A 14,883-nucleotide genomic window follows, 5' to 3' on the forward strand; every position below is an offset into this window, starting at 1 on the left:
TTAATGTTTTCCATCACTTTTATCTGACTAAGTGCGATTGAGCATCGCCCTTAATTTGAGGGGTTTAACGGGTTTTGGTAAAAAGCTAAAGCCATTAGATTTAATGCCTTCAAGCATAGTTTCAGTACGATCGGCGCTAATAATCACACCTTTAAATGAGTCGCCCAACCGCAGCCGACACTGTTGGAGCACTTCTAAACCTGTTCGACCATTGTCTAAACGATAGTCTGAAAAAATCACATCGGGTTGCCAATCATCATCCAGATGTTTCAGACTGCCAACTAAGTCCAGCGCCGTTCTAACGTCACAACCCCAGCGAGCAAGTAAAGTCTCCATTCCCACTAAGATATCTTGTTCATTGTCGACACAAAGAATGTTTAAATGCTGAAGCGCAGCATGTGGCGCTGTTGTCACTGGTTGCAAGATAGGCTCAATCTCATACGCTTTATCTAGAGTGATCGAGAATACGCTACCCTTGTCTTGCCATGACTGCATAGAAATTTGATGGTTAAGAACGCGGGCTATCCCTCTCGAGATCGCTAGCCCTAGCCCTAGCCCTTGATCGGCTCGCGCTTGATCGACACGAGAGAACTCGTCAAAAATCTCTTTTTGTTTATTTTCAGGAATACCAATACCATCATCCCAAACATCAATTCTCACTCGGCCGTTTACTCGCCTAGCCCCCAACACCACTTTCCCCTCGGGGTTATAGCGAAAAGCATTGGTAAGAAAGTTCTGCAGTACTCGGCGCAGTAATTTCGGATCCGACTTAACGATTAAACCTGAAGAAACCACTGAAAATCGAATATTTTGCCCAACCGAGATCGCACTGAATTCGGCCTTTAGCGTGTCGAACACTTCCGACAGCTCAAACCCACGCACCTTCGTTTGCAACTTACCTGACTCCAAACGAGAAATATCTAATAAGTCGCCAATAAGCTCTTCCGCAGCGCCGAGCGCACTCTCTATGTGTGACGATAGCTTTTTCGTTTCATCATCTTTACTGACTTCAGATAACGAGGAAGCAAACAAACGAGCGGCATTCAAAGGTTGCATCAAATCATGACTGACCGCTGCAAGAAAACGCATTTTTGATTGTGATTCAGACTCGGCTTTTTTTGTTGCGAATACAAGACGAGCATTTAATTGCTCCAGCTCTTTCGTTCGCTCGGTCACTCTGGATTCCAAGCGCTCATTTGCATCACGCAACGCACTTTCTGCGGCTCTAAATACGGTAATATCGGTAAAACTCATGACAAAACCGCCACCGGGCATCGGGTTACCTTGAACTTCAATCACACTACCATCTGAGCGAATCCTTGATGAAGTATGCGGCGATCCTTGCTCTAAATGATAGATACGTTTACGAACATGTTCATTCGGATCGCCCGGACCACAAAGCCCTTGCTCGGCATTATGTCGAATAACCTCTGCAATAGGGCGCCCTACTTGAATCAACCCTGGTGGGAAGCTAAACAATTCAAGGTAACGTCGGTTCCACGCCACTAACCTAAGTTGCTTATCAACAACCGCAATACCTTGTCCAATATGCTCTATCGCTCCCTGTAGTAACCCTCGACTAAAGTGATAGAGCTCTGATGCTTCATCAACGATCGTCGCAACTTCTTCGAGTTGCATATTGCGACCTTGCAGCGCAGATGTCAGGACGAGCTTAGCAGAAGAGGCACCAAATACTCCTGCCAGCACTCGTTCGGTATGTCGAATCAATTCGGCCGACGCTTGTTGATTAGGTAATCCATCTTGTTGCTGCTGCCGCCAAAACTGTCGATAAGCGCTGCGAACTCGCGTTCGCCCCACAAAACGAGAGGCTAACATTTCGAGTTCAGCCACCGTCACTCGGCTTTGATATAAGCTAATATTTTCACTTTCGGGTAATGGCGTACCGACAAAAGAAGCCGACTGCAAGCGCTCCGTTAAACTCGCCCTTGTCGACAACGACACGGCAATGAAACACAACGCATTGAGCACAACGCTAATCAGCATGCCCCAATCAGAACTTTTTATATCCAAAGATAACAACATCTCTGGCGGAGTAATCACCCAAATCAACAGGTTATTTTGCGCATCACCTGCAAGTAACCCGGTCTCGCCCATCAAGGTAATCAACCAGATGGTAAAACCCACTAGCAAGCCGACATAAACACCCTTTCTATTCCCCAGTCGCCAATACAAACCGCCAATAAGCGCAGGGGCAAACTGGGTAATGGCTGAAAATGACAAAAAGCCAATCGCAGATAAGGAATGTATCGAATCTAACGCCTGATAAAACAACCACGCCCCAAACAACAACAAACAGATCAGCGCTCGACGAATGATCAACAGCAAGCCAGACAGGTGACGATGGGAGCGATGAGCGAGCTTGATTCGTCGCAACAACAATGGCATCACGAGATCATTTGAGACCATAATGGCGAGCGCAATGGTCGACACAATTACCATACCACTCGCCGCAGAGGTCCCACCTAAAAACGCCAACAACGCGATATGGTCGGCATCGGCAAACTTAGGGATACTAATGACATACGTGTCTGGGGAGGTCCCCATTAACAACCCCTGTCCCACCCATGCAATCGGCAACACAAATAGCCCCATAAGGAGCAAATAAAGTGGAAATAGCCAGCGAGCAGTATGCAAATCTTTTGCTCGTTCATTTTCAACCACCATGGTATGAAACTGCCGAGGAAGACAGATAATCGCCATCATGGTTAACGCGGTGTGGATAAGTAACGTCGGAATATTGGGGGACTGATAGGTACTAGATGCTAACTCCGCTAGGCGAATATCAGGACGTTCCCATGCCAGATAAAGGATGAAAAACCCAACAACCAAAAAGGCCACCAACTTGACGATAGACTCGAACGCCACCGCCATCATCATGCCACGATGATGCTCGGTATTATCAATATGACGAGTTCCGAATAGCATGGTAAAAACCGCTAATGCACCGACAACGAACCAAGAGATATGGGTATCTTGATAACCAAGATCATTGGCTAGGTTAGGGGCGACAACGTCGAGTCCCATAGTAATACCACGCAACTGCAGCGCAATATAAGGCAAGATCCCCGCCACCGCGATTAGGGTGACAGCCACAGCCAAGCCTTGTGATTTTCCGTAACGGGCAGCGATAAAGTCGGCAATCGACGTGATATGTTCCCGCTTGGCAATCAGCACTAAACGAGCGATCACGCGCCAACCTAAGGTAAAGACTAGAATTGGCGCGATATAAATAGGTAGGAACGACCACGGGTTGTTACTGGCTTGCCCCACTGTGCCATAAAAGGTCCAAGAGGTGCAGTAAACCGCGATAGAGAGGCTATAAACCCAAGGTCGCCACTTCGACAACCACTTTTTTTGCCTGTCTCCATACCACGCGATGAGAAATAACACCCCAAGGTATGCCAGTGAAACAGGAATTACTATCCATCCTTGCATTGGCTATATCCCTTTAAAACCTTTGGTCTCATTTAAAGGGCTATAGCCTAATAACTCAAACGCTTAGCATCATTTCTGTGGGTCAGGCTTAGAAAACTCTTTGATGTCTTTCACGGGTTTACTTTTTGGTTCAACCTTAATAAATAACGCTAATACACCCATAAACGCCATACCCCAGAAAATGTTTGCCCCCCATTGTTCATACCCCCAGCCGCTTACCGCCATCATTAGCGCTATAAAGGCACCAAGAGGAATCGCATTATAAAGCGACTGTAATGCCACCATTTTATTGGCTTCTGACTTTTGAATGTATTGAATGGCAGCAATATGCGCGATACCAAACGTGACACCATGAAGTAGCTGGATAACCACCAAAGCAGGCAGTGCCACTGTTGACGCCGTCAACCCCCAACGTACGATCACACCAATAGAAGAAACAACAAATAAGGTTCGCAAAGACCAGCCAGCAAACCATTTTTTACTAAAGGCAAACAATAGCACCTCAGAAACGACACCCAGACTCCATAAGTAGCCAATGACACTTTCAGGGTGACCCGCTTCTTTCCAATATATAGAACTGAAACTGTAGTAAGCCGCATGACTACCTTGAATAAGGGCAATCAATACCAAAAAGCGAATCACCTCTTTATCGCACAACAAGCTTTTTAAACTCGGACGCTCTGCCGTATGTGACGCTTCTGATTCGGGTGGGTTAACTGGCGTTCTCATCACCAACAGCATCGACAGCACAAACCCAGCCAAAGCAGTGTAGACAATCATATTGGCGCCATACTTCGAGGCCAAGTACCCGACAACCGAGGAGCCGGCGATAAACGCGACAGAGCCCCATAACCGTGCTCGACCATAGTCCAATACGCCTCGGTTCGCATAGTGATTGGCCATTGCATCCGACAGCGGCACCATAGGGCCAAAACTCAGATTAAATAATACCGTGACCAATGCCAGCAACATGAAATTGGCACCGGCAGCAAGGTGCATGGCAATAAATAGGGTACAAGCTAATGTGGCCCAGCGAAGTGCGGGAAGTAAGCGTTCAACCTGATGAATTCTTGGTGTAATCAATAAATTAGCGACACAGCGCGTCGCAAATCCAAGCCCCATGAGCATACCAACATCCGTTGCGGACACGCCTTGGTCTTCAAACCACAACGCCCAAAATGGCAAATAGACACCATAGGCAAAGAAGAAACCAAATAGGTACTGGGAGACCCAAGCAAAAGGGGAGGGATTCAACATAACAACAACCTAAAAAGAAGAAATAAATCAGGATAGATAACCTGATCACTGCGCGATCGGCCACATTATGCAATGACACGTGTTTCCAAAAAAGGGAATTGTTACTAGAAATAAATTACCTCAAATATCGAATCCTATCTTTTCTCCATCGTGCACCAAGCCATCGCCAATTAAACGGGTAACATTAGCCGCCACCTATCGCAATAACTATTCGACTAAAGTCGTCTGGAGGTTAATGCAATAGGTGTCACAATATGAGGTACGGTGAGACAACACAGAGACCCTATGATGCCTGACAAATTTAATATGTCGTCGCCTCCGTTCGACCGTTTGTCTGAACGCGAGCAAAACCAGTTGCGCTCATCATTAGACGTCGCTTATTTTCGAGAAAAAGATGTCCTACTAAAAAGCCATCAGCTCAGTCAGCATCTCTACATTTTAATTAAGGGCTCGGTAGAGGAACGCGATGAACTCAGCAATGAAATATACGCCCACTACACCTTTGATGACATGTTTGATGTGCGAGCCCAATTTGGCGACCCAGTAAAACATCATTACGTCGCCCTTGAAGACACGTTAGTGTACTTACTCCCCAAAGAGATATTCCTCTCCCTTTATCAGGCCAATGGTCAATTTGCCGCCTATTTCGATAGCAACTTAGCCACCAGACAGCAATTACTCGAAGACGCGCAAAAACAACAAAATCTCGCAGAGTTTATTCTGACAAAGGTCGATCAAGATATTTACCATCCGGCGTTAATACTGGATGCTGAGCATTCTATTACCGAAGTCACACAGTTATTGCTTGATCAAGGCGTTGATGCCGCTCTTATTGGCTTACACGATAGTGACCCAAGACGGCAAGCGCATCCCTCTGCCCTGCCTTATGGCATCGTCACCCGTACCAACATGCTGCATGCCGTCGTTCTGGATCAATTACCCTGCGATACTTCGATAAGTGATATCGCCACCTTTCCCGTTCATCAGGTTGAAAAAGAGGACTTTCTCTTTAATGCCATGGTGACCATGACAAGGCAACGCGTTAAGCGGCTGATGGTATGCGATGGTTCAAAGCCGGTTGGCATGCTCGACATGACCCAAATACTCAGCACATTCTCAACCCACTCTCATGTGTTGTCGCTCAGTATTGCTCGGGCTAATAGCATTGAAGAACTTGCTCTGGCATCCACAAAACAACAGCAACTTGTCGATAGCTTGGTGAGCAATGGTATTCGCACTCGCTTCATGATGGAGCTTATCTCAGCGGTAAATGAGCAAATTATCGAAAAAGCCTTCGAATTGATCCTCCCTCCCGCAGTACATAATCACTGCTGCTTTATCGTATTAGGCTCAGAAGGTCGTGGAGAACAAATCCTAAAAACCGACCAAGACAACGCACTTATCTTAGATGACACATTAGATTGGCCAGACAAAGAGAAGGTATTAGAAACACTAAGCCATACACTGGCTCGATTAGGTTATCCACTATGCCCCGGCAACGTCATGGTGAGTAATAGTCAATGGGTTAAATCTGTTTCTGAATGGCACCGTCACGTCCGGCAATTAATTTCTAAAGCGACACCCGATAACGTGATGGAGTTAGCGATTCTTGCCGACGCCCGGGCTATCGCAGGAAACCTCGCACTTCTTGCCCCTATAAGCACGTCATTACGAGAACAAATGGAAGGGCAAGAGCTGATTCTGGCTGACTTTACCCGCCCCGCCCTCACTTTTGCTGTACCGCTCACCTTATTTGGTAATGTCAAAGCGTCCAAGGACGGCTTGGATATCAAGCAAGGCGGCATTTTTCCTATTGTTCACGGTATCCGAGCACTCAGCCTAGAGTATGGGCTAGAAGCAACCAACACTTTCGAGCGAATTGATCAATTGGTTGAGAAACGCGTTTTAGAGACCTCGACTGCCGATAATCTGTCAGAAGCACTCAAGCAATTTTTCAAACTCAGGTTACAACAACAGCTCACTCATCATCACACCCAAAATGCGATTCAGTTAGCGAACTTAGAACGCCCAGAGCGGGACTTGTTACGTCACGGGCTACATGTGGTGAAAAAATTCAAGCAATGGCTTGGCTATCATTACCAAATTCGCATATAGCGACGCCCAGGAAAAAAACAACCAGCGTTCAAGGAGCAGTATGAACCCAATTCGACGATATTGGTGGCACTATAAACTTAAAGGCACAGCTTATGCGCCACTGTTTGCCCGTGCCCGCTGCAATGAGTTTGTGTCACTCGATTGTGAGACAACCAGCCTCGATCCTAACGTGGCTGAAATAGTGACGATTGCCGCGACCAAAATCATTGGTAACCGTATTATTACTAGCGCCCCATTTGAAGTGCATCTTCGTGCCCCACAGTCACTCGACGAAAACTCGGTAAAAATTCATCATATTACTCATCACGATTTGAAACATGGCATCAGTGAACAGCAAGCTATTACGTCCCTCATTAACTTTATTGGTAATCGCCCTTTGGTCGGTTATCACATTCGCTACGACAAAAAAATCCTCGATCGTGTCACGAAAAAGCACCTTGGCTTCCCGCTTCCCAACGCTCTCATTGAAGTCAGCCAGCTCTACAATGACAAGCTGTTGCGAATTCTGCCGAACGGCTATTTCGACCTGAGCTTAGAGGCTATTTGTCGGCACTTAGAAATCCCCGCCTACAATAAGCACGATGCCCTCAATGACGCCAAAGCCGCCGCACTGGTCTATTTGAAACTGACAAAAGGCACAATGCCGCCCTTTATTCCCCAAAACTAATTTTGCGACTGGGATCTCATTTCAGCACTAGCGCAAGTAACTGATTTAAAGGCATTTAAAACAAGTACGCCTAAAGTCTAATTGCCGTTTATGCCAATCTAGCCGAGAGTTAGTAGCAGATGTAACTCAGCCCAAGTTGGAAGTGCTCAATTCACAAGGAGAGAAGCAATGAGTGAAGTTCATGTTTATCCGGTAAAAGAAAATATTAAAACGCATACGCACGCGGATAACGACACTTACCTATCCATGTACCAGCAGTCCGTTAGTAACCCTGAGGCATTTTGGGGCGAGCACGGCAAGATTGTAGATTGGATCAAACCCTTCACGCAGGTGAAAAACACCTCTTTCGATACCGGTCATGTTGATATTCGCTGGTTTGAAGATGGCACACTCAATGTGTCTGCGAACTGTATTGACCGTCACCTCGCCGATAAAGGGGATGACGTAGCAATCATTTGGGAGGGCGATGACCCTGCCGACGATAAAACACTCACCTTCAACGAACTGCACAAAGAAGTGTGTCAATTTTCAAACGCTCTAAAAGCGCAAGGCGTGAACAAAGGCGACGTGGTATGCCTTTATATGCCAATGGTGCCTGAAGCGGCGGTTGCCATGCTAGCCTGTACCCGAATCGGTGCCGTTCACACCGTGGTATTTGGCGGCTTTTCTCCAGAAGCCTTGTCGGGCCGCATTATCGATTCAGATGCGAAAGTCGTTATCACCGCCGATGAAGGCGTTCGTGGCGGTCGCGCCGTACCACTAAAGAAAAACGTTGATGAAGCACTAACAAATCCAGACGTGAAAAATATTTCTACTGTCATGGTTCTTAAACGTACTGGTGGTGATGTGGCTTGGCACAGTCATCGTGACGTTTGGTGGCACGAAGCCACAGCAACGGTGTCTGATATTTGTCCTCCTGAAGAGATGCAAGCGGAAGATCCACTATTTATCCTCTATACCTCAGGGTCAACGGGTAAACCTAAAGGCGTATTGCACACCACTGGCGGTTACTTAGTCTATGCTGCGATGACGTTTAAGTATGTCTTTGACTATCAGCCAGGTGAAACCTTCTGGTGTACTGCAGATGTGGGTTGGATTACGGGTCACACCTACCTCATTTATGGTCCACTTGCTAATGGTGCAAAAACTATTTTGTTTGAAGGCGTACCAAACTACCCAGATACGAGCCGCATGAGCGAAGTGGTCGACAAGCACCAAGTCAATATTCTCTACACCGCTCCAACGGCCATTCGCGCACTTATGGCAAAAGGGGATGAAGCAGTTAAAGGCACCAAGCGAGACAGCTTAAGAATCATGGGTTCGGTCGGCGAACCGATTAACCCAGAAGCGTGGGAATGGTACTACAAGACCATTGGTAACGAGCAGTCACCGATCGTTGATACATGGTGGCAAACCGAGACTGGTGGGATTTTGATTACCCCGCTACCGGGTGCAACAGATTTAAAACCGGGTTCAGCCAGTAAGCCATTCTTTGGTGTTCAGCCTGCACTTGTCGATAACATGGGTAACATCATTGAAGGTGCGACTGACGGCAATCTAGTGATTCTAGACTCTTGGCCGGGACAAATGCGTACCGTCTATGGCGATCACGACCGATTTGAACAAACCTATTTCTCCACCTTTAAAGGGATGTACTTCACCAGTGATGGTGCGCGTCGCGATGAAGATGGTTACTACTGGATCACGGGTCGTGTCGATGATGTACTCAACGTTTCTGGACACCGTATGGGCACCGCAGAAATTGAGTCGGCATTAGTCGCTTTCGATAAAATTGCTGAAGCAGCAATTGTTGGCATCCCACATGACATCAAAGGTCAGGCCATCTATGCCTATATCACGCTCAATGATGGTGAATACCCATCAGCAGAGCTTCATAAGCAAGTAAAAGATTGGGTAAGAAAAGAAATCGGCCCAATCGCCACCCCTGATGTGTTGCACTGGACAGATTCATTACCGAAAACGCGTTCCGGTAAAATTATGCGCCGTATCCTACGTAAAATTGCGACAGGCGATACCAGCAACCTGGGCGATACCTCAACCTTAGCGGATCCAAGCGTAGTTGATAAACTGATCGCAGAAAAAGCCGAACTTGCTTAAAGCCGCAACATATCCACAACAAACCGCCTTGTTCTAGGGCGGTTTTTTTGTATCAAGTTTTTTCAGAATTGAGTAAAAACGTGCACTGTGTTGCAAGTTTTCTGACAAAGATAGGGTGATTAGACCAGTAAATTGCTGCTAAATGCTGTGAATTAGCTATAATCTTGGTCAACTTTTAAAAAACAGCCAAAATTTGGCGTCAAATTAGGCTGATTTTTATATAAACTTGAGATAAATCACGTTCATTTCACGTTAACAGAAGATGGCAGCATTATGGCAGCAAAGTCACGAATTCTAGTTTTAAATGGCCCAAACCTTAATCTATTAGGACTAAGAGAGCCTGGACACTATGGTTCGGAAACACTATCACAAATTATTGATAACCTAACTGACTTAGCGCAAGCACAGGGCATAACCCTGACACATCTGCAATCCAATCGTGAATACGAGCTCATTGAAGCGATACACGCCGCCCATGGTGATATTGATTTTATCATTATCAACCCAGCAGCCTTTACTCACACCAGCGTCGCATTAAGAGATGCTTTGCTTGGCGTTTCAATACCATTTATCGAAGTGCACTTATCAAACGTTCATGCCAGAGAACCATTTCGTCATCACTCTTATTTGTCCGATGTGGCACAAGGGGTGATATGCGGACTGGGATCGCAAGGCTATGAATTTGCTCTTTCTGCTGCCATTAAGGCGCTGAAAGCAAAATAGATACTCTATGGCTGCACGACAGTCATCTGACTCACATTAGAGAAGAGATAGAAACATGGATATTCGTAAAATCAAAAAACTTATCGAACTAGTAGAAGAATCAGGCATTTCTGAGCTAGAAATCTCTGAAGGTGAAGAATCGGTACGAATCAGCCGTAATGGCACAGCACCTGTTGCACCGATTCAATACGCAGCAGCTCCAGCTCCAGTTGCCGCACCTGCACCAGCGGTTGCTTCAGCAGCACCTGCAGCTCAAGAAGCACCTGCGGCGCCTGCTGGACATCAAGTTCTTTCGCCAATGGTAGGTACGTTCTACGGCGCGCCAAGCCCTGATGCAAAACCGTTCGTGAAAGTGGGTCAGCAAGTAAATGCTGGCGATACACTATGTATCGTTGAAGCGATGAAAATGATGAACCAAATTGAATCTGATAAGTCTGGTGTTGTTACCGCTATCCTTGTTGAAGACGGCCAACCAGTTGAGTTCGACCAAGCTCTAGTCATTATCGAATAATAGAGAGCGCTCATTATGTTAGATAAATTAGTAATCGCGAATCGTGGTGAAATTGCACTACGTATTCTGCGCGCTTGTAAAGAGCTCGGCATAAAGACCGTAGCGGTTCACTCAACCGCTGACCGCGATCTTAAGCACGTGCTACTTGCAGACGAAACCATTTGTATCGGTCCAGCTCGTGGCATCGACAGCTACCTTAACATCCCTCGCATTATTAGCGCGGCGGAAGTCACTGGAGCTGTTGCCGTTCACCCAGGTTATGGCTTCCTTTCAGAAAACGCTGACTTTGCTGAACAAGTTGAGCGTAGTGGCTTCATTTTTGTAGGCCCTAAAGCTGAAACCATCCGCATGATGGGTGATAAAGTCTCCGCTATCACTTCAATGAAAAAAGCGGGCGTGCCTTGTGTTCCAGGTTCTGATGGCCCTCTTGATGATGATGACGCGAAGAACAAAGCACACGCAAAACGTATTGGCTTCCCTGTTATCATTAAAGCCTCTGGCGGCGGCGGTGGTCGTGGTATGCGCGTGGTTCGCTCTGAAGCAGAACTGACTGAAGCGATAGCCATGACGCGCGCTGAAGCAAAAGCGTGTTTCAACAATGACATGGTTTACATGGAAAAATTCCTAGAAAACCCTCGTCACATTGAAGTTCAAGTACTGGCTGACGGCCAAGGCAACGCGATTCACCTTGGTGAGCGTGATTGTTCAATGCAACGTCGTCACCAGAAAGTTGTGGAAGAAGCACCAGCACCAGGTATTACCGAAGAGATGCGTAAGTACATCGGTGAGCGCTGTACTCGCGCGTGTATCGAAATCGGCTACCGTGGCGCTGGTACGTTTGAATTCTTGTATGAGAATGGCGAATTCTACTTTATCGAAATGAATACGCGTATTCAGGTAGAGCACACCATTACTGAGATGGTAACGGGTATCGACCTTGTTAAAGAGCAGCTACGTATCGCAGCTGGCCAACCGCTTTCATTTACTCAAGATGAAATCAAACTGCGTGGTCACTCAATCGAGTGCCGAATCAACGCCGAAGACCCAGTTCGCTTCTTACCTTCACCTGGTAAGATCACACGCTTCCATGCTCCTGGTGGCATGGGTGTACGTTGGGAATCTCACATCTATACCGGTTATACCGTACCACCGCATTATGATTCAATGATCGGTAAGCTCATCACTTACGGCGAAAACCGTGACGTGGCGATCGCTCGTATGAAAAATGCGTTAGGTGAAATGATTGTCGAAGGTATTAACGTGAATACCGAGCTACAACTGGCTATCATGAACGACGAGAACTTCCAACACGGTGGTGCGAACATCCACTATCTAGAGAAGAAGCTCGGTTTACAGTAAGCCTATTGCCCGATGATACTAAGCCCACTGATGTGGGCTTTTTTTATACGCTCTTTTCGCTAATCTGCTACACTCTGCGCAAAATTACTCACCACGGACCAGACTCATGCCTTGGATTCAAATCAAACTTAACGCCACAAATGACAACGCTGAACTTATCGGCGATATGTTAATGGAAGAAACAGGCGCGCTGTCTGTTACTTTCCTCGATGCACAAGACACGCCTGTCTTTGAGCCCCTACCGGGTGAGACTCGACTTTGGGGTGATACTGACATTGTTGCCCTTTATGATGCCGAAACTGACACTAAGCTCGTCCTAGAACAAATCAAAGCCAGCAACATGTTAGTCGCAGGCTTCGCACATAAAGTTGAGCAGCTCGAAGACAAAGACTGGGAGCGCGAATGGATGGATAACTTCCACCCAATGCAATTTGGCCAACGCCTATGGATCTGCCCAAGCTGGCGTGATGTTCCAGAACCAGATGCGATCAACGTGATGTTAGATCCTGGTCTAGCATTTGGTACCGGTACCCACCCTACAACTGCATTGTGTTTAGAATGGCTAGAGTCGCTAGACCTTGCTGGTAAAACGGTCATCGATTTTGGTTGTGGTTCCGGTATTCTTGCCATTGCGGCGATCAAACTTGGCGCAGCTAAAGTCATTGGTATCGATATCGATCCTCAAGCTTTAGTCGCCTCGAAAGATAACGCCCAGCGCAACGGTGTTGCTGACCAACTTGAACTTTACTTGCCACAAGATCAACCTGAAAACCTACTCGCCGATGTTGTGGTAGCGAACATTCTTGCGGGTCCATTACGTGATTTGTCAGCCGTGATCAAATCGCTGGTCAAAGACCAAGGTAAGTTAGCAATGTCAGGCGTACTTGATACCCAAGCAGAAGACGTCGCCAACTACTATCGTGATGAAATGACGGTTGACCCTATCGTCGAACTCAAAGAATGGTGTCGTATCTCCGCCACTAAATAACCCTTTTTCGCGATGAGAAGTCGTTTAACCCGTTAACAGGGGCGACTTCTCATGTTGAATACCGAATACTTTCACCACTAAAAGGCTGAAAATCAGGCATTTTGCAGAAACAAATTGTAAATGCTCAAATATTAGTCTTTTCACGCATCGAAAAAATGCGTAAAATGCGCGCCCTTGCTTGTGTAAACCTGTGGCGATGTTTTGAAAATCGGAAAATACCAACTTAAGAACAATCTTATCGTCGCTCCTATGGCTGGAGTAACAGATAGACCATTTCGCGAGTTGTGTCTTCGTTACGGTGCTGGAATGGCGGTCAGTGAAATGATGTCCTCTAATCCTAAACTGTGGAAAACATCTAAGTCGCAGCAGCGCATGGTGCATGAGGGTGAATCGGGTATTCGCTCCGTGCAAATTGCAGGTGCCGACGCAAAGCTTATGGCTGATGCGGCACAATTCAGTGTTGAGAACGGTGCACAGATCATCGATATCAACATGGGATGCCCTGCAAAGAAAGTAAATAAAAAGCTAGCGGGCTCTGCACTGCTAAAGCACCCAGAGATTATCGAAGATATTCTGCGTGCTGTTGTGGATGCAGTAGATGTTCCAGTAACGCTAAAAACCCGTACTGGCTGGGATACAGACAATAAAAACTGTGTCCAAATAGCAAGGCTTGCCGAAGACTGTGGCATACAAGCACTCGCCCTTCATGGTCGAACTAAAGCTTGTATGTATAAAGGTGAGGCTGAATACGACAGCATCAAAGCGGTTAAAGAAGCAATCTCTATCCCTGTTATCGCTAACGGAGATATAGATAGCCCTGAGAAGGCCAAGTTCGTTTTGGACTATACTGGCGCTGACGCTTTGATGATTGGACGTCCGGCCCAAGGACGGCCATGGATTTTCGAGGAAATCCAACACTATTTGGAAAACGGCACACTGATGCCTGAACGTCCAGTTGGAGATGTTGAGGGCATCTTGCTTGGCCATGTTCACGCCCTCCATGAGTTTTATGGAGAGTATTTAGGTCCACGTATCGCGCGCAAGCATGTTGGCTGGTATTTAAAAGAACATGCACAAGCCAGTGAATTTCGTCGTGCCTTTAATGCAATTGAAGTTGCTCACGAGCAGCTAGATTCATTACAAGGCTATTTTAAAAACGTTGCATCATAATTACGAGAAGAGCTAAACCGATTATGTTCGAACAGAATTTGACTTCAGAACCATTGACCGTTACTACAGTAACATCTCAAGACCAAATCACTCAGAAGCCACTACGTGACTCTGTCAAAGCGTCTCTAAAGAACTACCTTGCTCAATTGAATGGTCAAGATGTCACTGAGTTGTATGAACTAGTGTTGGCAGAAGTTGAACAACCACTACTAGACACCATCATGCAGTACACTCGCGGTAACCAAACTCGCGCAGCAACCATGATGGGTATCAACCGCGGTACTCTTCGCAAGAAACTAAAAAAATACGGCATGAACTAATAGGTTCTCGTAACTAGCAGAATACCAAGCCACCTTCGCTAAGAAGGTGGCTTTTTTTTGCTTGTAACAGCAACGCCCCAGCCAACTCTTCCTGGTATTCCCCCCTTTCCAAGCGAAAGTTGAAGCTAGCTCAAGTCTTAGACTATTGGGGGATGGTATCAATAGAGCGAATACCGTAAGGTAAATGCATAACAATTAT

11 protein-coding genes are annotated in these 14,883 nt (G+C 46.5%); 9 read left to right on the forward strand and 2 right to left on the reverse strand.

Annotated features, from left to right (window positions below; genetic code table 11):
- Nucleotides 1–27: 27 nt before the first annotated feature.
- Both L4D05_RS17530 and L4D05_RS17535 read right to left on the reverse strand, forming a co-directional pair.
- Nucleotides 28–3,456, reverse strand: coding sequence for a PAS domain-containing hybrid sensor histidine kinase/response regulator (locus tag L4D05_RS17530; protein WP_428794775.1), 3,429 nt, complete (start codon nucleotides 3,454–3,456; stop codon nucleotides 28–30).
- 69 nt (nucleotides 3,457–3,525) lie between these two features.
- Nucleotides 3,526–4,713, reverse strand: a complete 1,188-nt coding sequence (locus L4D05_RS17535) for a 3-phenylpropionate MFS transporter (RefSeq protein WP_428794776.1) — start codon at nucleotides 4,711–4,713, stop codon at nucleotides 3,526–3,528.
- Nucleotides 4,714–5,001: 288 nt separating this feature from the next.
- Here L4D05_RS17535 and L4D05_RS17540 point away from each other — a divergent pair, with 288 nt between their 5' ends.
- The 9 genes from L4D05_RS17540 (at nucleotide 5,002) to fis (ending at nucleotide 14,684) form a co-directional block, all read left to right on the forward strand.
- On the forward strand, nucleotides 5,002–6,828 hold the full coding sequence (locus L4D05_RS17540) for a DUF294 nucleotidyltransferase-like domain-containing protein (protein WP_428794799.1): 1,827 nt from the start codon (nucleotides 5,002–5,004) through the stop codon (nucleotides 6,826–6,828).
- A gap of 40 nt (nucleotides 6,829–6,868) precedes the next feature.
- The gene (locus tag L4D05_RS17545) at nucleotides 6,869–7,495 is read left to right on the forward strand and encodes a 3'-5' exonuclease (RefSeq protein WP_428754135.1); all 627 of its coding nucleotides are present in this window, start codon (nucleotides 6,869–6,871) and stop codon (nucleotides 7,493–7,495) included.
- A gap of 168 nt (nucleotides 7,496–7,663) precedes the next feature.
- Nucleotides 7,664–9,613 (forward strand): acetate--CoA ligase, encoded by a 1,950-nt coding sequence (acs, locus tag L4D05_RS17550; RefSeq protein WP_428794777.1) that lies wholly within the window; start codon nucleotides 7,664–7,666, stop codon nucleotides 9,611–9,613.
- A gap of 273 nt (nucleotides 9,614–9,886) precedes the next feature.
- Nucleotides 9,887–10,336, forward strand: a complete 450-nt coding sequence (gene aroQ / locus L4D05_RS17555; RefSeq protein ID WP_428794778.1) for a type II 3-dehydroquinate dehydratase — start codon at nucleotides 9,887–9,889, stop codon at nucleotides 10,334–10,336.
- Nucleotides 10,337–10,391: 55 nt separating this feature from the next.
- Nucleotides 10,392–10,847, forward strand: coding sequence for an acetyl-CoA carboxylase biotin carboxyl carrier protein (gene accB, locus L4D05_RS17560; protein ID WP_265674652.1), 456 nt, complete (start codon nucleotides 10,392–10,394; stop codon nucleotides 10,845–10,847).
- 15 nt (nucleotides 10,848–10,862) lie between these two features.
- Nucleotides 10,863–12,206, forward strand: coding sequence for an acetyl-CoA carboxylase biotin carboxylase subunit (gene accC, locus L4D05_RS17565; protein ID WP_265674650.1), 1,344 nt, complete (start codon nucleotides 10,863–10,865; stop codon nucleotides 12,204–12,206).
- Nucleotides 12,207–12,312: 106 nt separating this feature from the next.
- On the forward strand, nucleotides 12,313–13,194 hold the full coding sequence (prmA, locus tag L4D05_RS17570; protein WP_265674649.1) for a 50S ribosomal protein L11 methyltransferase: 882 nt from the start codon (nucleotides 12,313–12,315) through the stop codon (nucleotides 13,192–13,194).
- Nucleotides 13,195–13,395: 201 nt separating this feature from the next.
- A complete protein-coding gene (dusB, locus tag L4D05_RS17575; RefSeq protein ID WP_265674648.1) occupies nucleotides 13,396–14,364 on the forward strand; it encodes a tRNA dihydrouridine synthase DusB in 969 nt (322 codons plus the stop codon).
- Nucleotides 14,365–14,387: 23 nt separating this feature from the next.
- Nucleotides 14,388–14,684, forward strand: a complete 297-nt coding sequence (gene fis, locus L4D05_RS17580) for a DNA-binding transcriptional regulator Fis (protein ID WP_006073423.1) — start codon at nucleotides 14,388–14,390, stop codon at nucleotides 14,682–14,684.
- Nucleotides 14,685–14,883 lie beyond the last annotated feature (199 nt).

Origin of the sequence: Vibrio nomapromontoriensis (genome assembly GCF_050337205.1) — a bacterium.
GTDB classification, from domain to species: Bacteria; Pseudomonadota; Gammaproteobacteria; order Enterobacterales; family Vibrionaceae; genus Vibrio; species Vibrio nomapromontoriensis.

Coding starts and splice junctions, on each gene's coding strand:
- acs (WP_428794777.1), top strand. CDS start 7,664: ATGAGTGAAGTTCATGTTTATCCGGTAAAAGAAAATATTAAAACGCAT.
- prmA (WP_265674649.1), top strand. CDS start 12,313: ATGCCTTGGATTCAAATCAAACTTAACGCCACAAATGACAACGCTGAA.
- L4D05_RS17535 (WP_428794776.1), bottom strand. CDS start 4,713: ATGTTGAATCCCTCCCCTTTTGCTTGGGTCTCCCAGTACCTATTTGGT.
- aroQ (WP_428794778.1), top strand. CDS start 9,887: ATGGCAGCAAAGTCACGAATTCTAGTTTTAAATGGCCCAAACCTTAAT.
- L4D05_RS17530 (WP_428794775.1), bottom strand. CDS start 3,456: ATGCAAGGATGGATAGTAATTCCTGTTTCACTGGCATACCTTGGGGTG.
- L4D05_RS17545 (WP_428754135.1), top strand. CDS start 6,869: ATGAACCCAATTCGACGATATTGGTGGCACTATAAACTTAAAGGCACA.
- accC (WP_265674650.1), top strand. CDS start 10,863: ATGTTAGATAAATTAGTAATCGCGAATCGTGGTGAAATTGCACTACGT.
- L4D05_RS17540 (WP_428794799.1), top strand. CDS start 5,002: ATGCCTGACAAATTTAATATGTCGTCGCCTCCGTTCGACCGTTTGTCT.
- accB (WP_265674652.1), top strand. CDS start 10,392: ATGGATATTCGTAAAATCAAAAAACTTATCGAACTAGTAGAAGAATCA.
- fis (WP_006073423.1), top strand. CDS start 14,388: ATGTTCGAACAGAATTTGACTTCAGAACCATTGACCGTTACTACAGTA.